General features: G+C 40.1%; 23 protein-coding genes. 9 read left to right on the top strand and 14 right to left on the bottom strand.

All coding sequences use genetic code 11. The features are described from left to right. Positions 1 to 103: 103 nt before the first annotated feature. Positions 104 to 388 carry a hypothetical protein gene (locus DSM03_RS04930; protein WP_128759880.1) on the bottom strand — a complete coding sequence of 95 codons (285 nt, stop codon included), beginning with the start codon at positions 386 to 388 and terminating at the stop codon, positions 104 to 106. Positions 389 to 661: 273 nt separating this feature from the next. Here DSM03_RS04930 and DSM03_RS04925 point away from each other — a divergent pair, with 273 nt between their 5' ends. The 7 genes from DSM03_RS04925 to DSM03_RS04895 all read left to right on the top strand — a co-directional run bounded on the left by DSM03_RS04925 (position 662) and on the right by DSM03_RS04895 (position 10203). Continuing rightward, the gene (locus tag DSM03_RS04925; protein ID WP_128759879.1) at positions 662 to 1693 is read left to right on the top strand and encodes a glycoside hydrolase family 43 protein; all 1032 of its coding nucleotides are present in this window, start codon (positions 662 to 664) and stop codon (positions 1691 to 1693) included. Positions 1694 to 1719: 26 nt separating this feature from the next. Then, positions 1720 to 2787 (top strand): glycoside hydrolase family 2 TIM barrel-domain containing protein, encoded by a 1068-nt coding sequence (locus DSM03_RS04920; protein WP_128759878.1) that lies wholly within the window; start codon positions 1720 to 1722, stop codon positions 2785 to 2787. Next, positions 2774 to 3955, top strand: coding sequence for an aldose epimerase family protein (locus DSM03_RS04915; protein WP_420813113.1), 1182 nt, complete (start codon positions 2774 to 2776; stop codon positions 3953 to 3955). Before DSM03_RS04920 ends, DSM03_RS04915 begins: the two co-directional genes overlap by 14 nt. Before the next feature lie 131 nt (positions 3956 to 4086). Then, positions 4087 to 4770: a TlpA family protein disulfide reductase gene (locus DSM03_RS04910; RefSeq protein ID WP_201740405.1), complete on the top strand. Its 684-nt coding sequence runs from the start codon at positions 4087 to 4089 to the stop codon at positions 4768 to 4770. 1430 nt (positions 4771 to 6200) lie between these two features. Beyond that, positions 6201 to 6959 (top strand): DUF6503 family protein, encoded by a 759-nt coding sequence (locus tag DSM03_RS04905; RefSeq protein WP_128759876.1) that lies wholly within the window; start codon positions 6201 to 6203, stop codon positions 6957 to 6959. 1236 nt (positions 6960 to 8195) lie between these two features. Further along, a complete protein-coding gene (msrA, locus tag DSM03_RS04900) occupies positions 8196 to 8777 on the top strand; it encodes a peptide-methionine (S)-S-oxide reductase MsrA (protein WP_236638728.1) in 582 nt (193 codons plus the stop codon). A 205-nt stretch (positions 8778 to 8982) separates the two neighbouring features. After that, positions 8983 to 10203: an MFS transporter gene (locus DSM03_RS04895; protein WP_128759875.1), complete on the top strand. Its 1221-nt coding sequence runs from the start codon at positions 8983 to 8985 to the stop codon at positions 10201 to 10203. A gap of 40 nt (positions 10204 to 10243) precedes the next feature. Here DSM03_RS04895 and DSM03_RS04890 read toward each other — a convergent pair whose 3' ends face one another. The 10 genes from DSM03_RS04890 to DSM03_RS04845 all read right to left on the bottom strand — a co-directional run bounded on the left by DSM03_RS04890 (position 10244) and on the right by DSM03_RS04845 (position 19725). Further along, the gene (locus tag DSM03_RS04890; protein WP_128759874.1) at positions 10244 to 11422 is read right to left on the bottom strand and encodes a TlpA family protein disulfide reductase; all 1179 of its coding nucleotides are present in this window, start codon (positions 11420 to 11422) and stop codon (positions 10244 to 10246) included. A 19-nt stretch (positions 11423 to 11441) separates the two neighbouring features. Continuing rightward, positions 11442 to 11894: a helix-turn-helix domain-containing protein gene (locus DSM03_RS04885; protein ID WP_161568050.1), complete on the bottom strand. Its 453-nt coding sequence runs from the start codon at positions 11892 to 11894 to the stop codon at positions 11442 to 11444. 372 nt (positions 11895 to 12266) lie between these two features. After that, entirely contained in the window at positions 12267 to 12677 is a 411-nt protein-coding gene (locus DSM03_RS04880; protein ID WP_128759872.1) for a hypothetical protein, read from the bottom strand. Positions 12678 to 12683: 6 nt separating this feature from the next. Next, positions 12684 to 13391 carry a HEAT repeat domain-containing protein gene (locus DSM03_RS04875; protein WP_128759871.1) on the bottom strand — a complete coding sequence of 236 codons (708 nt, stop codon included), beginning with the start codon at positions 13389 to 13391 and terminating at the stop codon, positions 12684 to 12686. A 244-nt stretch (positions 13392 to 13635) separates the two neighbouring features. After that, positions 13636 to 13938: a hypothetical protein gene (locus DSM03_RS04870; protein WP_128759870.1), complete on the bottom strand. Its 303-nt coding sequence runs from the start codon at positions 13936 to 13938 to the stop codon at positions 13636 to 13638. A 303-nt stretch (positions 13939 to 14241) separates the two neighbouring features. Beyond that, positions 14242 to 14406, bottom strand: coding sequence for a rhomboid family intramembrane serine protease (locus DSM03_RS04865; protein WP_338068057.1), 165 nt, complete (start codon positions 14404 to 14406; stop codon positions 14242 to 14244). Positions 14407 to 14820: 414 nt separating this feature from the next. Further along, complete coding sequence (locus DSM03_RS04860; protein ID WP_128759868.1) at positions 14821 to 15561, bottom strand: hypothetical protein; 741 nt, start codon at positions 15559 to 15561, stop codon at positions 14821 to 14823. 326 nt (positions 15562 to 15887) lie between these two features. After that, positions 15888 to 16895, bottom strand: coding sequence for a DNA helicase UvrD (locus DSM03_RS04855; RefSeq protein WP_128759867.1), 1008 nt, complete (start codon positions 16893 to 16895; stop codon positions 15888 to 15890). Continuing rightward, the gene (locus DSM03_RS04850) at positions 16880 to 18445 is read right to left on the bottom strand and encodes an ATP-dependent nuclease (protein WP_128759866.1); all 1566 of its coding nucleotides are present in this window, start codon (positions 18443 to 18445) and stop codon (positions 16880 to 16882) included. The genes DSM03_RS04855 and DSM03_RS04850 overlap by 16 nt, the downstream gene beginning before the upstream one ends. Positions 18446 to 18591: 146 nt before the next feature. Next, complete coding sequence (locus DSM03_RS04845; protein WP_128759865.1) at positions 18592 to 19725, bottom strand: DUF3800 domain-containing protein; 1134 nt, start codon at positions 19723 to 19725, stop codon at positions 18592 to 18594. Between the two features lie 1038 nt (positions 19726 to 20763). Here DSM03_RS04845 and DSM03_RS04840 point away from each other — a divergent pair. Further along, on the top strand, positions 20764 to 20961 hold the full coding sequence (locus tag DSM03_RS04840; RefSeq protein ID WP_128763061.1) for a hypothetical protein: 198 nt from the start codon (positions 20764 to 20766) through the stop codon (positions 20959 to 20961). Positions 20962 to 21434: 473 nt separating this feature from the next. On the opposite strand, the gene DSM03_RS04835 is transcribed toward DSM03_RS04840, so the two are convergent. Further along, positions 21435 to 22823 (bottom strand): sulfatase family protein, encoded by a 1389-nt coding sequence (locus tag DSM03_RS04835; protein ID WP_128759863.1) that lies wholly within the window; start codon positions 22821 to 22823, stop codon positions 21435 to 21437. A gap of 224 nt (positions 22824 to 23047) precedes the next feature. Next, complete coding sequence (locus DSM03_RS04830; RefSeq protein ID WP_128759862.1) at positions 23048 to 23389, bottom strand: TM2 domain-containing protein; 342 nt, start codon at positions 23387 to 23389, stop codon at positions 23048 to 23050. Between the two features lie 263 nt (positions 23390 to 23652). Between DSM03_RS04830 and DSM03_RS04825 the strand changes: the two genes are divergently transcribed. Beyond that, a complete protein-coding gene (locus DSM03_RS04825; RefSeq protein ID WP_128759861.1) occupies positions 23653 to 24540 on the top strand; it encodes an SMP-30/gluconolactonase/LRE family protein in 888 nt (295 codons plus the stop codon). 15 nt (positions 24541 to 24555) lie between these two features. Here the strand turns inward: DSM03_RS04825 and DSM03_RS04820 are convergent, their stop codons facing one another. After that, complete coding sequence (locus DSM03_RS04820) at positions 24556 to 25890, bottom strand: Gfo/Idh/MocA family protein (protein WP_128759860.1); 1335 nt, start codon at positions 25888 to 25890, stop codon at positions 24556 to 24558. Positions 25891 to 26430 lie beyond the last annotated feature (540 nt).

Genomic DNA, 26430 nt, shown 5'->3' with positions numbered 1-26430 from the left:
ATCAAAAATAGCTTCCGGAGATCTGTTTTCAGATTTCCGGAAGCCTGGTTAAAAAAAATTGAATCAACTGATCCTTAAAAGAGCTTCGTTGCTCTCACCCCTGTCAAAGAATCAATCCTCCAATAATTATCAACACATTAACTACAGTACTTGTGACTAATAGTTTAAAGATCAATCCGGGTTTTTGAACCGTAAGGATCGAAGCATTGTGTAAACTGCAAAAAACGACGCTAAGCATCACAAAAAACATGGGTACTATATGATGCCCGTGCATCAATGTAGTCATCACAGCTACCGAACCTAAACAGGTGCTTAGAATAATTCCTATTGCAGAATACCCAATGATGTTATGGGTAAAATCGTTTTGAAGTTTTGAAAAAGTGGTCATACCTGAAAAATTTAATGGTTATCAAATTACCCGGTAAAAGTACCAGACCGCTTCAGCCTATTTTATGACTTTTGTCAGTTCACCATTTTTTCTTCAGAAAATTTCATCTCAAAGCTCATCAAATCGTCTCATTATGCCCGTTTACTAGAAAAATCAGGCATTTTGAAACAATCTATTGCAAGAATGAGCCAAGCCAAGCCCCCCAATAATCTGTATTTTCTGAATTTCGTCACTATAACGTTTTCGGCTAATTGCCGGTTGCACTTAATACTTATGAAACACTATATCAGTCACACCATTGTGATCCTGTCCCTCTTCTTTTCGTGGGGCAATCAGGCGCAAACTTTTCAGAATCCCTTATTAGATTCAGGGGCAGACCCGTTTAGCGTTTATGTAGATGGCTATTACTACTACACCCATACGACGGGCAACGGTGTGGTGCTTTGGAAAACCAAAAATCTTGCAAACCTTAGGGATGCAGTATCTAAAACCATCTGGACCCCTCCTGCAAATACGATGTATAGCAAGGATATATGGGCGCCTGAGATTCATTATATAGACCATAAATGGTATGTATATGTAGCTGCAGATAACGGCACTAATGAAAACCACCGCATGTATGTATTGGAGAATACTACTGCAGACCCTTTAAATGATCACTGGGAATTTAAAGGTAAACTCGCAGCACCTTCAGACAAATGGGCTATAGACGGCAACGTGTATATGTATAAGGACCAACTCTATATGGCTTGGTCAGGTTGGGAAGGAGATACGAACGGGCAGCAGGATATTTTTATCGCAAAGATGAGCGATCCCCTCACTATTTCAGGAAAACGGGTTAAGATCAGTTCGCCTACCTACCCCTGGGAATTGAACGGAGATCTGGGTACTGCCGGTAATCCCGCGCACGTAAGCGTAAATGAAGGGCCGCAGTTTCTAGAGCACGACGGGAACCTGTTTATTGTGTTTTCGGCGAGTGGCTGCTGGACCGATCACTATGCGCTGGGTCTGCTGAGCCTTACAGGAAACGATCCTATGGATGCCACTGCCTGGAGCAAAAAAGAAGCTCCCCTATTTAAACAAACTCCAGAAAACAGCGTGTACGCCCCCGGGCACAATTCATTTTTTAAATCTCCTGACGGAAAAGAAGACTGGATCTTATACCACGCCAATTCCAATCCCGGAGAAGGCTGTGGCAACAAACGCTCCCCGCGCATGCAACGCCTGTACTGGCAGGAGGATGGCACCCCGTATATAGGTACCCCCTTTCCTACTTCAGTGATACAACCCATACCCTCAAAATAATTTAAAGGACACTAACGCTATTTATTATGAAAAAAACCATCTTAATTTTTGCGCTCGCTCTTGGCTTTTTTGGCTTTAGCCAGAGCGGTGCAAATCTAGACGCTAACAAATGGTCTAAAGAAAAGGCAAAAGCATGGTATGCTGAGCACGACTGGATCACCGGCGCCAATTTTATACCCAGTACTGCAATCAACCAACTGGAAATGTGGCAAAAAGACACCTATGACCCGGAAACTATAGACCGCGAACTGGGTTATGCTGAAGGTATTGGGTTCAATACGATGCGGGTGTATTTACACAGTCTGGCGTATAAGGCCGATACAGAAGGGTTTAAAGATCGGGTGGATGATTACCTGAGCATCGCCGACAAACATCACATCAAAACCATCTTTGTGATCTTTGATGACGTCTGGGATGCCAATCCTAAGATCGGGAAACAACGCGAACCTAAAACAGGAACGCACAACAGTGGATGGATGCAAGATCCCGGCTACCCGGCTTCTAAGGAGCTGGCAAACTCCCCGGAACTTAAAACCTATGTGCAGGATATTATCAAAACCTTTAAAGACGATGAGCGCGTCTTGTTCTGGGATTTATACAATGAACCCGGAAATAACGATAAGAACACCGAGAGTCTTCCTTTGCTGACCAACGTTTTTAAATGGGCGCGTGAGGTCAACCCGAGTCAGCCGCTTTCTGTAGGTTTATGGAGTTGGGGGTATAAAGAACTCAACACCTTTCAGGCGCAACATTCTGATATCATCACCTATCACGATTATGAAAATGAAGCTATGCACCGCCGCGTGATCGAACTTTTAAAAACACACGACCGCCCGATGATCTGTACCGAATATATGGCGCGCACCAATGACAGCCGTTTTTCGAACACTTTGCCGATGCTTGCTGAAAACAAGATCGGAGCGATCAATTGGGGACTCGTAAATGGCAAAACCAACACCATCTATGCCTGGAATACGCCTATAGCTAATGGGGATGAGCCGGTAGAATGGTTTCACGATGTATTTAGAAAAGATGGTACTCCGTATCGTCAGGACGAAGTAGATCTCATTAAAAAATTAAATGATGCACATTAACCTAACCGCTAATTTGTGCACCCGCTTATGCCTATTTCTTGTTTTAGGCATAAGCTTTTCTTCTTGTAAAGAAACTACAGCACAGCAAAACGAACACCAACCCCCACAAGAAATGACCCTTAACGAGCAGGCTTTTAAGAGCAGTATAGCCGGTAAAAAGACAGCTCTTTACTGGATCAAGAATGAGCATATTGAGGTGGCGTTTACCAATTATGGCGGACGCATCGTGGGTCTTTGGGTTCCTGATAAAAATGGAAAGATGACCGATGTAGTCGTGGGTATGGGCAGTGTACAGGACTTTGCAAATGCCACCGAACCCTACTTTGGAGCTACCATCGGGCGTGTGGGTAACCGCATCGCTAATGGAGCATTCCGTCTTGACGGAAAAGACTACCAGGTACCTACCAATAATGGCGATAACGCACTACACGGGGGAGATCAGGGATTTCAATACAAAGTATGGGATGCACGCCAGCCAGACGCGCAAACCTTGATCCTCAACTACCGCTCTCCCGATATGGAAATGGGATTTCCCGGTAATGTAGCGGTAACGGTCACCTATAGCGTGACCACAGACCGCGAACTCCTGATGGAATATGAGGCTACAACCGATCAAAAAACACTGGTAAATCTTACGAATCATGCTTTTTTTAACCTCAATGGGGAGGGCAGCGGAAGCATTCTTGATCATAACCTGATGATTGATGCCGGACAGTATACCCCTGTTGATGCCGGATTGATCCCTACTGGAAAACTGGATTCGGTAGCAGGCACACCGTTTGATTTTACGACTCCGCATACTATTGGCGAGCGTATTGAAACGCCTAATGAGCAACTGACTTTTGGTAAAGGTTATGATCACAATTATGTATTGAATGAAACCGATTCTGAAGACCTGCATAAAGCGGCTGTGATCACCGGAGATGCAAGTGGAATCACAATGGAAGTCCGCACCAAAGAACCCGGTTTACAGTTTTATAGCGGGAACTTTATGGAAGGTAAGAATACCTTTAAGTCTGGTGCTACTGATGATTTTAGAACCGCATTTGCTCTGGAAACCCAGCATTTTCCTGATGCACCTAACCAACCTGATTTTCCCAGCATTGTGCTGAATCCTGATGAAAAATACGAGACCGTTTCGATCTATAAATTCTCGGTAACAAACTAAACACCCTGTGGTGTGACCGTAATTATTCGTGTGTGTTGAGGTAGATAAGTCTTTTTTGAAATTTTAATCCTTCACTAAGTTTCAAAAATTCACCAGAAACAGCTTATCTACAATCAAGAGCCCTTTCAGCAATGAAAGGGTTTTTTGTTACTTATGTTACCTTTAAAGCGCTTCAAAGTCGCTACTTTTGCGCTATGCATACCCGTCAAAAACGCTTACTCAAATACGGAATCCTCTTCGCTGTTCTGGTTGTGGTTTATTCCACAGGCTTACACAAACCTATCATGGCAACCGTGCAACGCGGCATTCTTAAAACAGGGATTATGAACCCTAAACTTAAGGAAGTACCTGATACCGAAGGAAAAACCCGGGTAAAAGGTGCAAACAGTACCGCCGTTGAACCGGGAGATCCCGCTGATCTGGATGTGCAGTTTTTTGATGAAGAGGGCCAACTGGTTTCTCTGGATGCAATGCCGCATAAGCCGTATTTCATCAACTTCTGGGCAACGTGGTGTCCGCCTTGTATCGCTGAAATGCCAGGTATTGCGAATCTGTATGCCGATAAAAAGGACGAGGTGAACTTTGTACTGGTCTCTTTTGATACCGATTTTGAAAAAGCTAAGGCTTTTAAAGCTAAAAAAGGCTTTGACTTTCCCATTTACCGCATTGCCTACGACCTGCCCGAGATGTACAACACCGGCAGCCTGCCCACAACTCTTGTGATCAATGCTGAAGGAAAACTCGCCCTCACCCATCTGGGTATGGCCGATTATGATACCAAGGAGTTTAGGGACTATTTAGAGGAGTTGCAGTAAGGGGTTTGATGTTTTGGTGTGATTTACGTTGATGTTCTTTCGAATTGAGGAATGCCTAGTTCTAATGAGGTGTTGATTGATCTCCTATCAGAGATTTGAGTAATTCCTAGTTCTAATTATGTTTGTTCATTTTTTCCATCGATGAAAAAACGAACCAAAAAAATCTAGGCTTATTTTTACATCTTTGAAAACTACGCAAACGCCTTTGCCTGCGGATAACAAACCGCTGCGCTAGGCTATCCTCCACTGCCCATCGCTGCGGCGCCCGCTTGTTTTACTACAGATCTAAAAAGTAGGCCGTTCTATCATTCTATTGAAAATTCTCATAGCCAAAGGTTTATACAAGATCGAAATTCCCTCGGTCCAGAATAGCTTCAGGAATTCTTAACGGTATACTCTTGCTATACAGACCAAAAGGAAATTGAACCCTTCGGTATGAACAGGTATTCTCTTTATTCTTTTAGCTTTCTTCTATCATCTCAAGTTTAACAGAACGCCAGTACCGGCCTATCAGGAGGTTCTCGTCAAATTTGCAGGAAGCGTAGCGTAGCAGGCGGTTCTGTTTGAGGCCCGTGGCCGAGTTAAGCGCATGCAGCGGAGTGAGCAATAAATTTAGAGAAGCTCATGTAAGCCTTGATCTTTTGGTTCTTTGGCATCAAGGCAAAAGAACAGAAACACGCTTAGAAGTTAGATTTCTAATGAGGTGTTGATTGTTCTCCTAACGGAGACTTGAGTAAGACTTACTTCTAATCATGTTCTGTTCATTTTCTTTGCTTCTCCAAAGAAAACGAACCAAAAGAAAAGAGCCTTTTCTTAGGTATTTTTGCCCTAAGGGGCAAAACCACAAGTAGTCCCCTAAATTTTCTCCAAGGCTTCGAAAATTCTTAACGGGGACTTCTTGCTATACTGAAGAAAAGAGGGCTAAAGAATAGTATTTATAGTCCATTAACGTAGTTTTCTTTAATTGAAAATAATCATTCGTTTAACTCTTCGGGTATGAATAGGTATGGTTTTATTCTTGTAGCTATCTTCTACCGTCTCAAGTCTAATAGAACGTCAGTACTGGCCTATCAGGAGGTTCTCGTCAAATTTGCAGGAAGCGTAGCGTAGCAGGCGGTTCTGTTTGAGGCCAACGGCCGAGTTAAGCGCATGCAGCGGAGGAACATAAAATTTAGAGAACCTCATGTAAGCCTTGATCTTTTGGTTTCCAGCCGCACCAACTCGCTCAAAGACATGCTTTGCCGTATCAAGACAAAAGAACAGAAACACGCTTAGAAGTTAGATTTCTAATGAGGTGTTGATTGATCTCCTATCAGAGATTTGAGTAATGCCTAGTTCTATCATCTCAAGTCTAATATCTCAATACTACCTCCTCCTGTAAGCATTTGCTGCTCCTACAGACTAAAACCACTTACAACCCATCGTTTCTTATGAAAAAAATTATTCTTCTAGCGCTGTTTATCGGTATCGTTTCCTGCAATTCTAAAACGAAGAAGACAGCCGCTGTTCCTGAGGAAACAGAAACCGCAACCGTTTATCCCGATAACTTTGCTCAAGTGCTGGATGCCCACGGCTCCTTGAAAAACTGGAATAGTTTTCAAACCTTGAGCTATACGCTTGTTAAAGGAGAGGACCAAAAAGAAACACACACCATCGACCTGCATACCCGAAAAGACCGGTTGGAGATCGGCACGGCAACGTTGGGTTATGACGGTCAGGAAGTCTGGCTTTCCGATCCGGATTCTACGTATACCGGCAATCCGGAGTTTTACCACAACCTGATGTTCTACTTTTATGCGATGCCTTTTGTACTGGCAGATCCGGGCATTATTTATGAAGAGACTGAAGCCCTTCAGGTAGCAGACACCAGCTATCCCGGTATTAAAATAAGTTTTGAAGCCAACATTGGTTCTTCTGCTAATGACGAGTATTATTTATACTACGACTCCAAAACCTACCAGATGCGTTGGTTGGGCTATACGGCTACTTTTGGCGCTGCCAAAAAATCAGACCGCATCAGTTATATTTCTTATGCAGCATGGACCCCGGTTAACGGCATGCTATTGCCCAAAAGCATCAGTTGGTATGCTACCGAAAACGGCGCTGTTACCCAACCGCGGAACACCGTTTTATTTGAGCATGCGACTCTGAGCAAAGATGCCAAACCTGATGGGTTTTATGCAAAGTAGTTTTGGTTTTCATATTATTTACTTCTAATGAGGTGTTGTTTGATCTCCTATCAGAGATTTGAGTAATGCCTAGTTCTAATCATGTTCTGTTCATTTTCTTTACTCGCGTGATTGTTAGTTTACGGGAGCTCGTGAATCTCCTGTCGTCGATTTGCTTGAGAAACTCCTTCGTCGTTTGAGCTTTTATACTTAACCTCAAGTAATGCATTCCTCTCCCTGCGGTCGTCGGATGCAGAAAAGAAATGACGCCTTTTGGATAGGTATATTTTTATTCTTGTAGCTATCTTCTACCGTCTCAAGTCTAATAGAACGCCAGTAACGGCCTATCAGGAGGTTCTCGTCAAATTTGCAGGGAGTGTAGCGTAGCAGGCGCTTCTGTTTGAGGCCAACGGCCGAGTTAAGCGCATGCAGCGGAGGGAACATAAAATTTAGAGAACCTCATGTAAGCCTTGATCTTTTGGTTCTTTTGTATCAAGACAAAAGAACAGAAACACGCTTAGAAGTTAGATTTCTAATGAGGTGTTGTTTGATCTCCTATCAGAGATTTGAGTAGTGCTTACTTCTTTACCATGTTTCATTCATTTTCTTTACTCGCGTGATTGTTAGTTTACGGGAGCTCGTGAATCTCCTGTCGTCGATTTGCTTGAGAAACTCCTTCGTCGTTTGAGCTTTTATACTTAACCTCAAGTAATGCATTCCTCTCCCTGCGGTCGTCGGATGCAGAAAAGAAATGACGCCTTCTGGATAGGTATATTTTTATTCTTGTAGCTATCTTCTACCGTCTCAAGTCTAATAGAACACCAGTACCAAACTGATTTTTGAATCTTTAGTAAGAACCTCAACAGCATTCCTAAATTCCTTCCAAGGCTTCAGGAATTCTTAACGGGATGCTGTCGTTATACGGACCAAAAGGAAACTAAATCCTTCGGATTCAAAAAAGAAAAAGCCTCTTCATGTACTTTATCAATAGTTTATCAAAAAGCAGAAAAAATTAGCATGGTCTTAAGAAAGTTTAGCTGCAACTTTGCGTCTATAAAACCAACGCAAGAGGAATTGCGTTTATAGGTAAAACGTGCTATGAAAAATAGAATCATCTTATCAGCATTACTAGCGGGAATGATAGCCTTGAGCTTATTCTTTACGAGCTGTGATAATGCTCCTAAACATACAGACAGCGCAGCGGTAGCAACCACCCCTGAACTGGCCTTGAATACAGACGGCACTGCATCAGAAGCCATGGCGGAGCCTGAGCAACGCGATGCTGAAGCTACCCAAAATCAGGATCGGGCTACGGCTTATTTTGCCAGCGGATGTTTCTGGTGTGTAGAAGCGGTTTATGAAAGCGTAAAAGGGGTTGATGAAGCGATCTCAGGATATGCCGGGGGTCATACCAAAAACCCGACTTACGAAGACAGCAACACCGGTAAAACGGGTCACGCCGAAGCGGTAAAAGTAATTTACGATCCTGAAGTCATCAGCTTCAGTCAGCTGGTGGATGTGTACTTTGGTTCGCAAAACCCCACACAAGTGAACGGTCAGGGGCCTGATCACGGATCGCAATACCGCTCTATTATCTTTTATCAGAATGATGCTGAAAAGAACATTATAGAAGAAAAGAAAGCAGCTTTAGCTCAAAAACTGAGCGAACCGGTTGCTGCGGAGGTAAAACCTTTTGAAAAATTCTGGGAAGCAGAAGGCTATCACCAGAACTACGAGGTACAACACCCCGAAAACCCATACATCCAAAAGGTTTCGATACCGAGAATCAACCGATTTAAAGAAAAGTTCCCGGAACTTTTAAAAACAAACAGCCATTAAGGCTGAACTATGAAGAAGGAAAAAAGCCCTTTCAGCAATGAAAGGGCTTTTTGGCTCGTGGTAAAATCCACAAGCAAGCCGGGCGCTGAGCGCCAACACTATGCAAGCCGCTTGGACTAAAGAATACAAAGCTTGCGGAGCCATCCACCTATTCTTCTTTTTTTATGTAGTAGTTTTGCACCCCTAATTGTCAATACCCTCCCCTATGCATTTACGCGACGCTTCACTCCAGCGCAAAAAAATAGCGACGATACTCACCTTTATGTCCATTCCCCTGTCAGGGTTTATGACTGATATTTACCTGCCGTCCTTTCCGTCGATGGCGCGCAACCTCAACGTTTCTGAACAAAGCATACAGCTTACGCTTACCTGTTTTTTTCTCAGTTACGGATTTTCTCAACTCTTTGTAGGTCCTGTTGCCGATAGCGTAGGGCGGCGTAAACCCATGTTAATCTCTTTGGTGGTCTTGCTGCTCAGCAGTCTGGCGGTAACGTTTACTTCAGAAGTTTTGGTGATCAGTTTGCTGCGTATCGTACAGGGAATCGCTACAGCCTTTATTGTGGTGGCTAAACGCGCCTATTTTGTAGATCTCTATGATGACAAAGCGCGTAAACACTACCTGAGTTTCTTTACTATTGTCTGGTCGTGCGGCCCCATCATCGCGCCTTTTCTGGGCGGTTTCTTAGAAGAAAGTCTGGGCTGGCAGTCTAATTTTTACTTTCTGGCGCTCTATGCAGCCGTCTTGCTCGTGGGTGAGTTTATCTTTAGCGGGGAAACCATACGCAACTACAAGAAATTCAATCTGAGAAAAACCTCGTTGCTGTATCTGGCGATGCTTAAAAACCCCGGTTTTATCTTAGGGATTCTTATTTTGGGCTTTGCATATTCGGTCGTGATGGTGTTCAACATCGCCGGGCCTTTTGTGGTAGAACAGCATTTTGAATACAGTCCGGTCGTGATCGGGTATTGCACCTTGATCTTGGGCTTTGCCTGGATGATAGGCGGCATTCTCAGCAAACGCTTTACTCCTGTGGATTTCCATAAAAAGATCGGGCGGGTGTCCCTTATTCAGTTGGTGATCATCGCTATTTTTATCACGTTGGGTTTTAATCTGGACCATCTGATGGTGCTCGTTGGGTTTGCCTTTCTCATTCACATCTGCTCGGGTTTTTTGTTTACCAACTATTTTACGCAGAATATGATCTTCTTTCCGGGGAATGCCGGCATCGCAGGCGGACTCATGGGCGGTTTGCTCTACATCATCACCTCGATGGGGAGTTATGCGATCTCAGCCTCCGGAGCCATCAATACCACGCTGGATATGGCGTTGCGCTATATGATGATCGCCTTACCTCTGGCGGTTATCGTCTTTTTCTCCTTACGCTATTTAAAAAAGCGAGAACTACGGAAACGGGTTATCGGTTAATTAGCAACCTTTAGATAGTAGAAGCCAGAGCTGTATTTTTTCATTGTAACAGGTCATTTAATGCGGCATAAAATTCTTCACTCTCTCCCATAAAGATTCCAACTATTATTTTCTTTTTGTTCAATATTATTTTAGTTGGATAATTTTTAATACCATATTTAACAGAGATGTCCTTTTCTACTACTGCGTCGCTATTAATTAATTGAACCCACTTTAAATCAAAGTTATTAACTGTTTCTTTCCATTTCTTCTCGGTATCGTTACAGGCTATTCCAATAAATTCAACATCATTTTTATATCTTGAATAGTATTCTTTCATTTTAGGAAATCCTTTAATACAAGGTGGACACCAACTACCCCAAAAATCAAGAACAATATATTTATCCCTTATAGAAAATAGCTCAACCTTTTCGCCTGTTACAGATAAAAGTTTAAAGTTTGGTGCAGATACTCCTTCGACTATTTCTGATCTGGCCTCATCAATTTTTTTGGATTTTTTAATTCTTTCCATTTTAGCATCTAATCCAACCCTAAAAATTCCACTTTTCACTTCTATTGGTAAGTTTGAATAATACTTTTCAAAAGTTTCTGGATTTTGTTTAGTTAGAAAGAATGCTGAAATGTTTTTCCTTGGATTATTTTCTATATAGTTAAGTTCTGCTTTAGTTGAAAGTCTATTAAAACTATTTCTTTCTTGGAAAAGTTTGTTTATTTTTTCTGAACTTGAATTATTTGCAGATAAGGAATCAATTTTTAATTCTAATTCTGCTCCTTTTGATGATTTCTCAATGTAGCTTTTTCTCAACTCACTATATTCTTCATTAAAAGCCGAACCTCTAGCATCATATGAGGCATAATATTCATTCAATTTGCCACTTACTTGTATATTATCATTGGGCTCTATCAAGGTTACTATATAATTTTGATTTGCCCTAAAAGGCTCTCCACTGAGCCTTGTAAATTGACTTTGTTTCGGATAAAAGCCAACAAAATAGGATTCTTTACTTGGAATGTCATAAACGAATTTTCCATTTTGAGCATAGATTGTATCCCGGTTTGGACTATTACCTATAAAGTAATTGGGTACAGTGGCATATTCAACAAAAATGGTATCATTTTTCAGACCATCCAACTCGGCAGTTAAATTGTGTTTTTGTTCGCATGAGGTTAATAGTAAAGGAAAAATTACAGTTGTAAATACTATTTTTAATAGCTTCATTTTATATGATTTGGGATTACTATTTATTGTATTTTTTTTCAAGTAAACTTCCAATTAGTAGACCAATTCCAGTAAACAGTACTGCGATTGTTACTAATAAAATTGAAGAGACTGCATCGTTTAACAAATGTTTGATAGATAATACTATTGTAAGTCCTAAAATAACACCTAATGAACTACTAATAATTGTGAGACTTATTATATACCAAGGAACTCGAAAACCACGTCTTATTTTTTCATCTTTATATGTATTTTCATCTTCTTTAAAATAGTCATTCGGTACGTTTAGGGTTTTAGTTAATAAACGTAACGTGTCATCTCTGGGACTACTTTCCCCATTTTCTATTCTTTGTATTGTACGTAAACCTAAACCTGATTTTTCGCTCAATTCCTCTTGAGAAAAACCATTATCTATTCTTAATTTTTTTAGACGATCAGAAAGTTCCATATGTTTAATCTGTTTTTTTTTCAAATCTATCATTTAAGTCGAATTATTAAGACGTCAATGCCAGAAATTGAATACGTCATTTTATGCCATTATACGCCATTCTGATAGTTCGAAAAATTAATGAATTGTATAGTTGGATAAGTTATTGCTTATAGAAAGTAGTGTTTAAGCACAATATGGCTGCAGGGAGGTCAGATTTATTAAGGAATTGTCACCAATGTAAAAAGCTGACATTGATCGTAGTAGTAAATAAGCTTAAAAAAAATAGAGTTGATAACCGGAAGGGCAAAAAACTTCAAAGCTGAAGATTTAAAATAGGTCATGCTGTTTGATAGGAGTTACCTGTGATACTCTGAAACACGTTCCCGGTAACGGTCTTGTTGGATGAAGTTTATTCTAGCTTTTTTCCAGTACCAGATCTCCTACCGAGATCGTCATGGTATCGTCTGCTTCCTCGATCTTGCCCATTAAGGTATACTGATGATCGTAATGATACGAAAGTTTAAAATCGAACGAGAACTCCATCGGACCTACTGCTTGTTTCACGTTGCGTTCCCATGTTCCGGAAACCTGCTGCTGCTTCCCCCAAAGGTCTTTAATAACCACTTCTGCTACAGAATCGTTTACCAGTTTTACCGATTGGATATCCGGATGCTTATGCGCTGTCGTTTTAACATTCCACGTGCCTAACAAGTCTGCGGTAGCGTAGTCTTGTGCCGCATCGTTACTGGTTTCTATTTTGCAAGAATGCATCATAAGTGCCAGCAGGCTTACGCCAAGAAGCGTTTTAAACCATGTAACGTTCATAACTGCTTAGTTTAAGTCGCTTAAGCGTTCTAGTGCTGCAATGCGTACTCCGGGGTCTTTATCGGTTTTAGCAATATCAAGGAGCGCCGGACTGAAACTGATCTTACTTACTGCGAACTTACGTATCTCAGGATCCTTATCCGTTTTGGCGATGTCGGTCAATGCAGGACCAAAATTCAGTTTACTTACCGCCAGCTTACGCACCTCGGGATTCTTGTCCGTTTTTGCAATATCCGTAAGTGCCGGACTGAAGCTGATCTTACTCACCGCCAGTTTGCGCACTTCAGGATCCTTATCCGTTTTGGCAATGTCGGTCAATGCAGGCCCAAAATCCAGTTTACTCACCGCCAGTTTACGCACCTCGGGGTCTTTATCGGTTTTCGCAATATCCGTAAGTGCCGGACTGAAACTGATCTTACTCACGGCAAGTTTTCGTACTTCAGGATTTTTGTCCGTTTTGGCGATTTCAGTTAATGCCGGGCTGGAGCTCATTTTGCTTACCGAGCGCATACGGACTTCGGGGTCCGGGTCACCAACCTCTTCGAGCGCTTTACTGGAGTTTGTGGAGGTTTTTGCGGAAGATTGATAGCTTACATCAAAACCGCAACTGGTACTGAGCAGGGCGGCAGCTATAAGTAACAGGAAGGCTTTTAAAGATTTCATTATGATTTTTGATTGATGAACTATTAAAAATACTAAAAGACTGACAATCAAACCAGAAAAAAATGTATTAAATACGTTTATAATGCCAGCCTAACGACCAAACTAGCGGGAAAGCTGTTTAGGTAGTGACGTTTTATTAAGATTTAGGGGTTAGCGTTAAGCACTTAAACCGGTTTTAGCTGAGCCTCCGGTGTTATAGCTCGTGCCACCAGTCGCAGACTGGCGGGATCCGGGGAATATGATGCTAATATGCTTTGTTTTAATTTGCGTCGCATTGATATTTTTCGAAGCCACGTTAGTTGTTTTCAATCAACTCAAAGTGGTTGAGCAATTGCTTTTCTTCAGCATTTTTATATAGAAAAATAGCATTTTCTGCCTTATCCAAATATAAAGTGTCCGGTAAAAAGTCGTTATCGTAAGGTTTCTTACTGAAAATAATTCTATTGACGTTCATTTTATAATTACCATAATATATTTTTTTAAAACCAAGAAATCCTTGTATCTCATTTTCGCAGGATCCATCTTCACGAAGGGTTAAGGTGTAATGAAACAGGTCATCTTTTAAAACACCCCTCAGCACAACTTTAGATTTAAACATATCTGATTCTATAAAACTTGTGGAAAGAATGAAAATGATAAAAAATAAATGAGCGCCAAAAACCACCTTGTTTTCCCTGATCCCACTTTTTGAAAGCTTTATCAGAGTTGTTATTACCGTTATGAAATACAATAGTACTATCGGAATAATTATATACGCATACTGAAATAAATGTATTATCATCCCTCCAAAATAGTCCGTGATATACCAGCATATCATTCCTATTACGGCAATGATCGTGAAGATTTGAAAGATTTGATTTTTACTCATTTGCTTTACATAAATTACCAAAGAATTGACCGGCTAACCTGCATTTTTTATCAGGTTTTCTTTATCAAAAGCGATCAATAAAACTCCTAGGATAAAGCCGCCAATGAGTCCGCCCAAATGTGCTGCGTTATCAATACCGGCCGAAAAGAATTCCAAGAGCAAAATTAATCCAGCATAGAGAACTAAGAGCATCCAAATTACTAATCTTGACTCTGTTGAATAAATTGCTAAAATTAATCCCTAAAGACCAAATAGAGTCCTGTGTTGTGGCTCGTGACACCAGTCACAGACTAGCGGGAGAGGGGGGTGTTTTAGTATTGCATCCTTATATCAGAAATTCTTTATTTAAAATTCAAGGTTGGGCGAGCAAAGTTGAGAACCGCTTATCGGTCAAATCACCTGTGCTGAGTTTTGCCAAAGCAAGCCTGTCACACTGAGCTTGTCGAAGTGCGTATTAAAATTCAAAACAGAAACTACAAAATACGAGGTTATGTCAAGCTGAACTGATTGCAGATCGCTTCAGATTGAAAAAATGCCTTGTGCAAACCCCAAACCAAATACAAATTACGAAGTTCCAGATTATAGTTTGTGCTGACAAGGCTCCTATTATTATTAGTCGTCTTCAATTTTACCAAACCAGTTAATAGTACTCTTGTAATCAATTTCCTCATTTTTATAAGTTCTATAGATTGGAGTAACAAATGATTCTCTAATGCGGCTCTTTATAGAATCCATCTGAGTTTGAGTGATATTTTTATCGGCTACAAGGTTAAATTTTATCCAGGGCTTCAACTCATCTCTCAAAGTATTCACATAACTTTTGAACTCTTTTTCCAAATCGTGCAGTCCGGAAGATTGGTCTGTTTTGACAATTAACGTATCACTTTTATAACCGGCATAAATATTAAAGTTTAAGCGATTTTGCTGACTTATCATTTTCAGTTCACCAGTACTTTGAGGCAGTTCAATTTCTAGATTGATTGTTTTCTTGAAAAAATCAAATGCATTCTTTGCTTTTCTTAATTTAGGCAGTTTAATTATGCTATCCCCTACAAGGTCTAGACTCAATAATTGGTTTGATTCTTCTAAATGATAAGAATAGGTTAATTGGTTATTATCACTAAATCCGTTTATGCGAGTTAGGTGAATTTTATCATTTTTAATTTTCCAATCAGCGGAAGATTTTCCGAGTATCTCATAAACAACAAGTGAATCTTTATAAAATTGAAATTCTAATAAACCGTAGTTGTCATCACTATTGGAATACCAATTTCCAAGTAATTTATTTTGCTCTTTTACAGAAGAACATCTCAATGCAGTAATTAGAAAAATGGATAGTAAGAAGCTTTTCATTTGAATTGAATAAAAAATCTTGATTATTGCTAGCTACAGACGCGCGGGATCGGTAACCTCAGTCTCGGTCTTACACTTTACCCAACTGCTGCACAGCACTGCCAGACTTACGGAAAGACAAAGGCTTAAACGCTTCATAGATTGATGGGATGATTGATGCACTTAAAACTACTGAAAGACTAGTAATAAACCGGAAGAATGTTCTTGTTCAATTTTGTTAAAAATACAAAGCCCTATCTGTTTGGAAAGGACTTTTTTTTATATATTAATCATCACAAGTTTACGAGAACAAGCAATTACATATAGCCAAGATTAGGAATAGTTTTTTATTTGTAATTCTTTATCAATTTATTGGGAACAAAATATAGATTATTCTTTGTCCTTGAACAAGCAACATAAAATTTATTCCGAGTGATATTTGATTTAAAACATATTATACCTCCTAACTTAATTTTCTTTAAAAGGTCGTCATTTATAACAACACAAACATTTTCATAGCCGAGACCTTTACAAGCTCCCCAATTATCAGAATAACATTTATAATTATAGTGTCTTGTTAAAAACAATTTAACAATGTTGTCATTATCAAAAATTTTTCTTGCTTTATCTTTATCTTCTATTAACTCACATTCTGTAGCTCTCTCAGAAATAGATTCTATTTCTATCCCTATTCTAGTCTTGATGAAATCACAAGTAGTCTTACTACATCTGCGACTTTTAATTAAAGTTGAATTATCGAAATCAAAGCCTGATGATATAAATCGTTCTTTAAATTTGTCAAGACTACTGTGTAAAGATTGATTCGTTTTTTTGTCTCTACTTGTGTCAAAAGTGTGTTGAAAAAAGTCACCGACTAATAAAAATTTTACGTTTGATTTTGCTAGTGCTAACAAAAAATTAAAATCATTACCTCCAAAATCTTGTATCTCATCGAATAAAACATAATCATAGTATTTTTCAACTCTTGCTTTAACATCTTGAATATGTTGCTTATCTAATAAAAGTTTTGAAATTCTATTGTGATATAAGTAATTATTTTTTGTAAAATAGGAATTATCAAAAAAGCTCTTAGGGTAATTCCAAGTTATTCCTTTAACATTATGTTCATCAGCAAAGAAAGGTTTATAACAAAATGAATATAGGAAAGAAAAATAGTTTTTTATTTTAATGTTTTTAGGTATATAGCCAAACTGATTTACAACCTCATTCTTGATACTTTCTATACCATTAATTGTGTAAGTGACTAAAAGATACCTTTTTTTTAAATCAAGTTCTTTTACGACATGATAAGTCTTTCCTGAACCTGCTACTGCTAAAATTAGTCGTTTATCCATTCAAATGCTCTATCTATGTATTGTGGAATATTCAATTCGCTAGATTTATTCTCTAACAATTGATATGCTACTTCAGCTTTGTCTTTAAGCATATATTCTTGTACAGTTAATTTTCTTCTTTTAGCCGAAAATAAGTCCTCGCATATGTCGATATTATCTTGATAGATGCATACTTCAAACGTATATCTGTTATCATTTTTATCTGCAAAAATTCCTATGTTACTCTTGCTATATTTAGAATATCTGCTTGCAATATTTTCTTCATAATTTTTATCGTTATCAGTTATTACAGCTGTTTTTATATCCAAAAGAACCGCCAAATCTAGATATCTAGGAAAACTTGTTCCTCCAACGGAAATAACGTGTATATTATTTTCCACAAGACTTTTCTTCATCTTTTTTATATAGAGTGCTTCTAGTAAAATAAACTCGGCATCTCCTTCTACAAGAATTACTTTATCAGATAGGATGAACTCTAAGATATTATTGTCTGGTGCTTTTATAAAAAATTTTGAGGTGTCTTCTGGTAAATCTGCTAATTTGATTCTATTCTTCGAACTACTGTTAAGTAATATTGATTTTCTTAAATCTAGCCTAGTACTTATTAAATCACTATGAGTTGCTACAAAAATTTGTTTCCCTGTCGATTTTATGACTTCTTCAATGAGCTTTTTCATATTGCTATGGCTCAAATGATTTTCTGGTTCTTCTAGCAAAACAACATCAAAATCTTCTCCAGATTTACTTAATGCAAGTGAAGTTTTTATGATGGATTGTTTTCCTTTTCCCTTATTATCAATAGAAATATCTCCTTCGTAGATGGTTAAATCACTCTCGACATTTGATTTGGAGTTAGATTTTATAGCAAATTTATAGTCATTATCCAAACGTTCGTTGATTGCCTTAAAAGCTTTATTTTTAAACTCCTCCTTATGATTTCTATACTCGTGTTGGTGTTGAAACTTCTCTTTAGTATTTAATATTTTACTATTATAAATATCCTTGACATATTCTTTCATAGCATACTCATTACTAGTTAACGAGTTGTCTATTAGAATATGTTTCAAATGCTTATTGTAACCATTATATGGAATGTCATTAAATGTTGTAAATGATATTGAATAATACTCGAAAGGGAAAAGACACTCTGTTTTTTTAAGTACATCCTTTATGGATTCACTGTAATCATCGTTCGGTTTACAAACTAGCCTAATGCCATCATTAGGCTTTTTATCTAGATTATTGTTTCCGTTAGTTATTTCATTGTTTTGTTCATTTAGATATAATTCAACTCTTAATTCAGGCAACTTGTTAAGGTTTCTATCAGAATTCAGAAAACCAGCAATGACATTGGTGTTGAATAGAGAGTCTAACCCAATTGTTTCTACTTTAGTTCTACTTCCCCTCATTACTAAGTCTAAAGCAGTCAGAATAGTACTTTTACCTGACTCATTATCTCCAATAAGAAGATTTATTTCATCATCAAAACTAACTTCAAATGTTTTGAACTTCTTAAAGTTTAGAAGCCTTATTTTTTTAATTATTTTCATTATTAGTATTAAGTTGGAACTTACAAGCAACGGTTTGCATATAGCTTGTGGCGCTTTCAAAGAATTTCCTGTCCACCATAACAAAAACTGGCTACGAGGTAAAACCTTGCTGGTAATCGTTCACCCACCATAAGCTATATGCTTTATTATGTGCGATTTTTATTTCTTTTCTTTCTAATCTTATTCATTTTACTCATTGCTTCATTACTGTCAGTGGAGTGCAAGAAAGCAACATTCTTGTTATGTGATTTATCTATAAGATCAATAAGTAAATCAACATTTTGCATTTGGGTTTCAGTTAACGAGTTGAAGTCAGTTTCAATTTCTTCTCTTGAATGAGTGTTCAGGTAGTTAGAAAGTTTACCCATTATTCCGACAAATACGTCTGAAAGTTGAATCAACTGACTTGTCTTGGAATCAACAAATGAGTAATTATTTATTTCTTGTTCTCCGTCAAGTATTTTAAATTCCTGAAGTGTCTCGGAAATTGAATCTTCATTATCAAAAATGTGTGTTGAGTTTTTGAATAGATATATTGGTCTAAGGTAAAACTGAGATAAATCCTTTAGCAAAATGTAATCTTCTTCGTCCATCACAAACGGCAATGAACCTTTTTTCTTTGCTTTTTTAAGAATTTGTCTCAACGATTCTAAGCCAAAGTGAAATTCCTGTGTTTCAAGATATGGTTCAAATAAAGAGGTCAAAGCTTCTATAAATGGAATTACTTTTTCTTTTTTAATGTTAGGATACTCAAAATTAAAAAACAAGGCTATCACTGAATCAATTTCAAGTCTTGATAACTTGTATAAATCGTTTTTTAGCTGATTAATGAATTGCGGTCCTGCTTTCATTGCTGCTTCTGAATTTGCAACTGCTGAATCAACAATATCCACAATAGCCCAATACAAAATGTTTAGACTTGAGTAGTGAACAAATAAGTTGCTGTTTAGAGTAAAATCAAAAAACAGAGTAAGTTTATTGGATTTCAAACAGTCAAGAAAAGTCCCTTTAGCTATATGCTTGAACTTAACTTCTGTTGCTGTTTTTTGCAGCTTAAAGCTATCAATTAAAGATTGTACGTCCGGAGCGTTTCCTTCGTGAGCTAAACCGCCTAGGATAAAATTTGCTGTAAATGTGTAATTGAAGTCGTTTTCTCTGACGTAGAACTTTTTAATGTTATTAGTCTCGTCATAGTAAAAAGTGAATGTAGAGTCGAAGTCAGCTGTTGGTGCCATCATTTTTGTAAACTTTCTTACTTCACTGATTTCAAAATCTATCATTTGATGTTCGTTTTTTTATTCATACATAAATTGTTATATCAGTTAAAAAAATTATATGTTATCTCATAACAACTTCAGTTAACAATCAATTCGATCCAAGATATAAATCTACCGAAACCCCTCCACTAAAAAATAAGGAATTCCATAATCCTCTGATTTAAAACTAAAAAAAGGGGACCCCCCCCTGCATTACCAACTCATCCTGGTTAAAAACCCGATCCCAAAGCGCCATCCTAAAGCAACAGCGAAACCATGCATCCGGTTTTCTCTTTTAAATAGGCTTTTTTAGGTTGGGCAGGGTGTTTACCGCTTGGGTTCACCAGCTACACCACACTCATTCTGTAGGCTTTATTACGCTAAAATCTTTAACGATATTATTTACAATCATAATCCGGCCTAAAACTCCCTTTATTCGGGTGTTCTCCCGGTTTTGTTCGGGGATTGTTCGGAAAACACCCCCTTTTTCCGAACCACTCTCGAAGGATACCCGAAGGACACCCGAACAAACTCCGTAAAACAGGGCTGTTTCTCAGCCCAAAAACATCGGTTTTTTACTTGTTTTTATTTGCTACATCACAGGATTTTCGAGGGGGTGTATTGGTATTGGTAATATGGGTTGTGAACTATTTGGGCTTGGTTTAGCTCGCGTGATTTTTATGTTGCGGGAGCTTTTGAAGTTGTTAAAGGAGATTTGAGTAAGATTTATTTCTGATCATGTTTCATTCTTTTTTGCATCGCCCAAAAAAGAATCAAAAAAGTCTAGGCTTAAGAAACGATCTCTAAATTTATCGTTCAGCTTCTAAATTTACTGAACTCCCCTGCGGGTCAAACAGCAGTAAATTTTACGAAGCCTCACTTCAAATTTTACGAGATCTTTTCTATATGCCGCTTTTAAAATTTTTACTAAGAACAAACTAATATACTTTCGGAACGTCCTACGCCTATTCTGAACCGAGGGTAGGGCATTCGTTTACCCCTCGGTATAAATATCATCTAAGTGTTTGTTATTACTTGAAGAACGGCCTACAAGAAGGTAGCGTGAAATTTGATGTGAGCGGAACGTCGCAGGCGGTTCTGTTTGAGGCCGCCAGAGCGGCCGAGTTAAGCGCATGCAGTGCAGCAAACGAAAAATTTAGATACCGTCTTGTGAGCCTTGATTTTTTGGTTTCCAGCCGCACCAACTCGCTCAAAGACATGCTTTGCCGTATCAAGACAAAAGAACAGGAAGATGAATAGCAATTATATCTTCTAATGAGGTGTTGTTTGATCTCCTAACGGAGATTTGAGTAGTGCTTACTTCTAATCATGTTCTGTTCATTTTTTCCATCGATGAAAAAACGAACCAAAAAAATCTAGGCTTATTTTTACATCTTTGAAAACTACGCAAACGCCTTTGCCTGCGGATAGCAAAACGCTGCGCTAGGCTATCCTCCACTGCCCAACGCTGCGGCGCCCGCTTGTTTTACTACAGATCTAAAAAGTAGGCCGTTTTATCATTCTATTGAAAATTCTCATAGCCAAAGGTTTAAACGAAATCGAAATTCACTCGCTCCAGAATAGCTTCAGGAATTTTAACGAGATGCTGTCGTTATACTGACCAAAAGGAAACTAAACCCTTCGGGTATGGATACGTAGAGTTTTATTCGTAGCTATAGTCTACCGCCTCAAGTCTGATAAAACGTTAGTAATGGCCTATCAGGAGGATTCGGTTAAGGCATTTTCTTATACCACGCCAATACTTGTTGCGTTAGCGCTGCGGTGCGTTCGGGTTGTTCGGCAGCACGATTTGTGGTTTCAGAAGGGTCTTTGATGAGGTTATACAACTGCGGGCGGCTGCCGTCATAATCACAAAGCAGTTTCCAGTCCCCCACGCGTACGGCCAAATCCGGTAGGTTTTTAAAGCCGTAATAGTTTTTTCGATCCGGAGGTCTGCTGTAAAAAATAGGAGCTTGCCGGGATTTCCGGGCTTCTCCCAGGAGGGTTTCTATTACATTTTCACCGTCATAATTCGCATTTTCAGGTGCTTCGGCTCCCGTAAATGCTAGCAAGGAAGGCGTTAGGTCTATTGCAGAAAACACCGATGCGGCATTGCGGGTTCCCTGTGCTTCTTTTTTGATAAAGCCAGGTCCCCAAACGACAAGCGACGAACGGATACCGCCTTCGAACAAATGGGTTTTATACCCTTTTAAATGCGCCGCGCTCCCGGCACCCAATTCAGGACCGTTGTCTGAGCAGATCAGGATCAGCGTATTATCGCGTAACTTCTCGTCTGCCTCAATATACTCAAAGAGTTTACCCAATTGCTTATCCATCGCTTCCAACACCGCAAGGTAGAGTCCGCGTTTACCTTGCTCTTTAGCCACTCCATATGCTTCAAATGGAGGCCAGTACGGACTGTGCACATCGTCTGGCCAGACATTTACATAGAAGGGTTTATCTGCTTTACTTTTCTCTCCTATAAACTGTATCGCTGCATCTACAAAGCCGGTGGTGATCTCCGAGCGTTGCATCCAGGTAATCGGAGATCCCAGATTAACAGCATCTTCCCAAATGCGGCCTACTTTCCCGGTCTCGTCTTTGGTAAGCGGAAGCAGTTTAGCTCCCATCCCTTCAAAATTGGTTAGCGATTCATCAAAACCGTAATCGGTAATTGGTGGCGCTTCCTTTACATCCCTTTGTCCGCCCATATGCCACTTACCAAAATGACCGGTAGTGTACCCGGCATTCTTCAGGCTGCGTGCAAGCATCGGTGCTTCCGGGTTTAGCCAGTTGGCCATACCCCGTTGTTCATTTACGCGTCTGTTATCTAAATACGAATCGATATTCCACCGTTGCGGATACGTCCCGGTGCTAATGGCTACCCGAGATGGAGAACAAATGGGCGAATTCACATAGAACTGCTCAAAACTGATTCCTTCAGAAGCGAGCCGGTCGATATTGGGAGTGGCTGCATCGGTATTGCCAAAGGACGAAAAATCCCCCCAACCCATATCGTCTATAAATACTAAAATAATGTTGGGTTTTGATACCGGTTCGGGTTGAGAACACGAACTAAAGAGACCAAGGCCCGTAAGTACGGACAACAGTAAACGTTTCATAAAAGCGTATTTTAAAAATCGCGGTTGGTCTCTCGCGGCTTAAAAATAGGATTCTTTTTTTAGAAAAAGGGCGTGTTCCCATCAAGATCTGAAACTGAGCTTTACCTATTGAAGTCAACAAGTACACAGCATCTGTTATTTTAAATATGCGTTCTTTTAGTGGGTTTGCCAGGTCGCCAGTGTATAACTCAAGTAGAATTGTATAAATCTGGAAGCAGGCCCTGCTATTTATAAGGGTCTCCGGAAGCCGCGGTAATAATGCATATCAGATGCAAAATCAGTCCAGGTATTATAAACAAAAAGTAACCTATATACGTAACTATTAGCCAGGCTATACCAGTACCCACGTCTCCTTTGTACATTTGACCGACTCCGGGTATAAAAAAACTAAGAAGAGCCGCAACACCCGGACTCCATCTTCTGTACCGCATTACAACCGTATGATTTTGAGCGGTATGTGTTGCTTGCGTATTTGCATACAACATCTCTCCACAATGCTTACACTTAATGGCATCTCTATTTATACCTTCAGCACAAAATGGGCATCTTTTAGTTTCGTAAGTCATTGGACTAAATAAATAGGTTCTTTTAAATGTAACTAAAACCTATAAAATAAACCTGTATTTTTTTTTCTTATTTGAAAGAAACACTCAAAATCAGCCTGCTATATATCCTTGTTTATCAATCGATAAACGTATAAATAAAAAACATTCATAAAGCACCTGTCTTAATAAACCACCGTAATAAACACCCATGGGTAACGGGTGAAAATGGACCCGCCTCCCAGAAAACAGTCCGTTTATACTATCTTTAAACAAATTCGTTTTCGATGGTTAAAATTTCCTTAGTTGCAGTACTTGCTGTGCTGCTGAGTTCGTGCGCTTCGCAGAACCAACTCGTAAAACCGGGTAGGGAACCGCAGTTGCTGGCCGATACCTTCAGTTTTACCGAAGGACCTGCTGCGGACGCTGCAGGCAATGTGTATTTTACAGACCAACCCAACGACCGCATATACAAATGGGATGCGCAAGACGGTACTCTTTCGGTATTTATGGAACCTGCAGGTCGTGCCAACGGACTCTATTTTGATACCAACGGAAATCTTTTGGCAGCTGCCGATAATCAATCTGAAATCTGGAGCATTTCACCCGATAAAGACGTGAAGGTGTTGGTAGCCTCTTTTGAAGACAAACGTCTTAACGGCCCTAACGATATCTGGATCGCACCCAACGGTATCCTGTATTTTACCGATCCGTATTACCAGCGTGACTACTGGGACCGCACGGAAAAAGAACTTGAAGCGGAACGGGTCTATGCGCTAACACCTGAGGGGGAACTGCGTATCGTTGCTGACGATCTGGTAAAACCCAACGGTATCATAGGCACTCCTGATGGCAAAACCCTGTACGTAGCTGATATTGGTGCCGATAAAACCTATGTTTTTGAGATTGCTGACAACGGGGGTTTGATCAATAAAAAACTGTTTACAGATCAGGGTTCAGACGGGATGACGCTAGACAGTCGCGGCAATGTATACCTTACCGGTAAAGGGGTGACCGTTTACGACAAAGCCGGAACGCAACTTGAACACATCGCTATTCCTAGAGACTGGACGGCCAATGTAACCTTTGGGGGTACGAAAAGGCGAACGCTTTTTATCACTGCCCAGCAAGGGGTTTACCTGCTGGATATGGATGTAAAAGGCGCTCGCCGTTAGCTGTTTTAAACCTGTTTAGACTGTTGGTAACTTCCAGCCGTTGTGGTACTGTGCCTGTACCAAAGCATCGGCCTCGGTATTGTTAAACGAACCGCTTGCTGCATCCCAATAGATCTTGTTTCCGGTTTTGTAGGCGATGTTACCCATATGTGCAGTGATCGCTGCAATACTTCCGGTTTCTACGCCACACGCCAGTTTAGACGCATCGTTGTCACGTATAGCGGTTACAAAGCTTTTCGCGTGATTATCCAGGGCATTGCCTTCCGGTTTTCTCAGTTCTACACGATCTAACTTAGTCACCCACTCGTTGTCTTTGCGTTCTCCTTCCGGAATCACTTCCCAACCGCCCCGGTTTACTACCAGCGTACCGTTATTTCCGATAAAAGCGATGCCTTCAGTACGGCCGTAAGGACCGCCATCAATACCGGTAGCATGTTCCCACAACAGGTTGAAGCCGTCAAACTCATATACGGTTTGTAAGGTATCCGGCGTTTCAGAAGCATCATCAGGATACGCCAACTTTCCACCAGAAGCCAAAATAGACTTAGGAGCTTTGGCACCCATCGCAAACAGAGCGATGTCGAGTTCGTGCACTCCCCAGTCGGTCATCAGTCCGCCTGCATAATCCCAAAACCATCTGAAGTTGAAATGAAAGCGGTTTTCATTAAACGGGCGCTCGGGCGCGGGGCCCAACCACATGGCATAATCCACTCCGGGAGGAGGAGGCGTGTTTGGCTTTTCGGGTACCGGGTTCATCCACCCCTGGTACGCCCAGCACTTTACCAGACGTATTTGTCCCAATTTACCCGATTGCACATAGTCAATCGCATCGGCATACTGCTGACCGCTACGCTGCCACTGGCCCACCTGGATCATGCGGTCTGAAGCATTGGCGGCTTTGAGCATCACGTTACACTCTTCGATACTGTTTGCCAGGGGTTTTTCTACATACACGTGTTTGCCTGCCTGTACGGCATCTACCATATTCAAACAGTGCCAGTGATCGGGCGTACCGATGATCACCGCATCAATATCTTTGTTTTCTAAAAGTTTACGGTAATCGGTATATAATTTGGGGGCTTTACCCGTCATTTTTTGGAGTTCGCCCGCCCGGCGGTCGAGCACCCGCTGATCGATATCGGCCAGGGCGACACAGTTTACGTTAGGCAGTTTTAAATGCGCCTGCATATTAGACCAACCCATGCCGTTACAGCCAATCAGGCCAAAATTCATACGGTCATTGGCACCAAAAAAAGATACCGGATTGGCTAACAGGGACCCGGAAAGTCCCAGTCCAGCAGTGGCTAAAGTGGTTTGTTTTAAAAATTTACGTCTTGGATTGTCGCTCATTATAGTTGTATTAATATTTCTCGATATCGTTTGGTTCTTAAATATAGTCATTTTTACTACATCGATTTTTAGGAAGCTCTCAATTCTTTTCTACTCCGTACTGATGCACTGTAAACATCAGGTTTCTGCAGTTAGAGATCGATCTCCTATCGGAGATTTGAGTAAGATTTACTTCTAATCATGCTTGTTCATTTTTTCCATCGATGAAAAAACGAACCAAAAAAATCTAGGCTTATTTTTACATCTTTGAAAACTACGCAAACGCCTTTGCCTGCGGATAGCAAACCGCTGCGCTAGGCTATCCTCCACTGCCCACCGCTGCGGCGCCCGCTTGTTTTACTACAGATCTAAAAAGTAGGCCGTTTTACCATTCTATTGAAAATTCTCCTACCTAAAGGTTTAAACAAAATCGAAATTCCCTCGGTTCAGCATAACTTCAGGAATTCTTAAGGGGGTGCTGTCGGTATACTGACCAAAAGGAAACTAAACCCTTCGGTATGAATATCATCTAAGTGTTTATTATTACTTGAAGAACGGCCT

The organism is Leeuwenhoekiella aestuarii, assembly GCF_004104055.1.
Classification (GTDB): domain Bacteria; phylum Bacteroidota; class Bacteroidia; order Flavobacteriales; family Flavobacteriaceae; genus Leeuwenhoekiella; species Leeuwenhoekiella aestuarii.
The sequence above is the reverse complement of the archived record's forward strand: the minus strand, read 5'-3'. Positions and strand labels throughout refer to the sequence as shown.

What these genes read in the sequence shown, in the direction of transcription:
- DSM03_RS04895 (WP_128759875.1), top strand. Translation starts at nt 8,983, where the DNA reads ATGCATTTACGCGACGCTTCACTCCAGCGCAAAAAAATAGCGACGATA.
- DSM03_RS04915 (WP_420813113.1), top strand. Translation starts at nt 2,774, where the DNA reads ATGATGCACATTAACCTAACCGCTAATTTGTGCACCCGCTTATGCCTA.
- DSM03_RS04920 (WP_128759878.1), top strand. Translation starts at nt 1,720, where the DNA reads ATGAAAAAAACCATCTTAATTTTTGCGCTCGCTCTTGGCTTTTTTGGC.
- DSM03_RS04870 (WP_128759870.1), bottom strand. Translation starts at nt 13,938, where the DNA reads ATGTTTAAATCTAAAGTTGTGCTGAGGGGTGTTTTAAAAGATGACCTG.
- DSM03_RS04925 (WP_128759879.1), top strand. Translation starts at nt 662, where the DNA reads ATGAAACACTATATCAGTCACACCATTGTGATCCTGTCCCTCTTCTTT.
- DSM03_RS04855 (WP_128759867.1), bottom strand. Translation starts at nt 16,895, where the DNA reads ATGGATAAACGACTAATTTTAGCAGTAGCAGGTTCAGGAAAGACTTAT.
- DSM03_RS04880 (WP_128759872.1), bottom strand. Translation starts at nt 12,677, where the DNA reads ATGAACGTTACATGGTTTAAAACGCTTCTTGGCGTAAGCCTGCTGGCA.
- DSM03_RS04825 (WP_128759861.1), top strand. Translation starts at nt 23,653, where the DNA reads ATGGTTAAAATTTCCTTAGTTGCAGTACTTGCTGTGCTGCTGAGTTCG.
- msrA (WP_236638728.1), top strand. Translation starts at nt 8,196, where the DNA reads ATGGCGGAGCCTGAGCAACGCGATGCTGAAGCTACCCAAAATCAGGAT.
- DSM03_RS04820 (WP_128759860.1), bottom strand. Translation starts at nt 25,890, where the DNA reads ATGAGCGACAATCCAAGACGTAAATTTTTAAAACAAACCACTTTAGCC.
- DSM03_RS04905 (WP_128759876.1), top strand. Translation starts at nt 6,201, where the DNA reads ATGAAAAAAATTATTCTTCTAGCGCTGTTTATCGGTATCGTTTCCTGC.
- DSM03_RS04890 (WP_128759874.1), bottom strand. Translation starts at nt 11,422, where the DNA reads ATGAAGCTATTAAAAATAGTATTTACAACTGTAATTTTTCCTTTACTA.
- DSM03_RS04850 (WP_128759866.1), bottom strand. Translation starts at nt 18,445, where the DNA reads ATGAAAATAATTAAAAAAATAAGGCTTCTAAACTTTAAGAAGTTCAAA.
- DSM03_RS04835 (WP_128759863.1), bottom strand. Translation starts at nt 22,823, where the DNA reads ATGAAACGTTTACTGTTGTCCGTACTTACGGGCCTTGGTCTCTTTAGT.
- DSM03_RS04860 (WP_128759868.1), bottom strand. Translation starts at nt 15,561, where the DNA reads ATGAAAAGCTTCTTACTATCCATTTTTCTAATTACTGCATTGAGATGT.
- DSM03_RS04830 (WP_128759862.1), bottom strand. Translation starts at nt 23,389, where the DNA reads ATGACTTACGAAACTAAAAGATGCCCATTTTGTGCTGAAGGTATAAAT.
- DSM03_RS04845 (WP_128759865.1), bottom strand. Translation starts at nt 19,725, where the DNA reads ATGATAGATTTTGAAATCAGTGAAGTAAGAAAGTTTACAAAAATGATG.
- DSM03_RS04930 (WP_128759880.1), bottom strand. Translation starts at nt 388, where the DNA reads ATGACCACTTTTTCAAAACTTCAAAACGATTTTACCCATAACATCATT.
- DSM03_RS04910 (WP_201740405.1), top strand. Translation starts at nt 4,087, where the DNA reads ATGAAAGGGTTTTTTGTTACTTATGTTACCTTTAAAGCGCTTCAAAGT.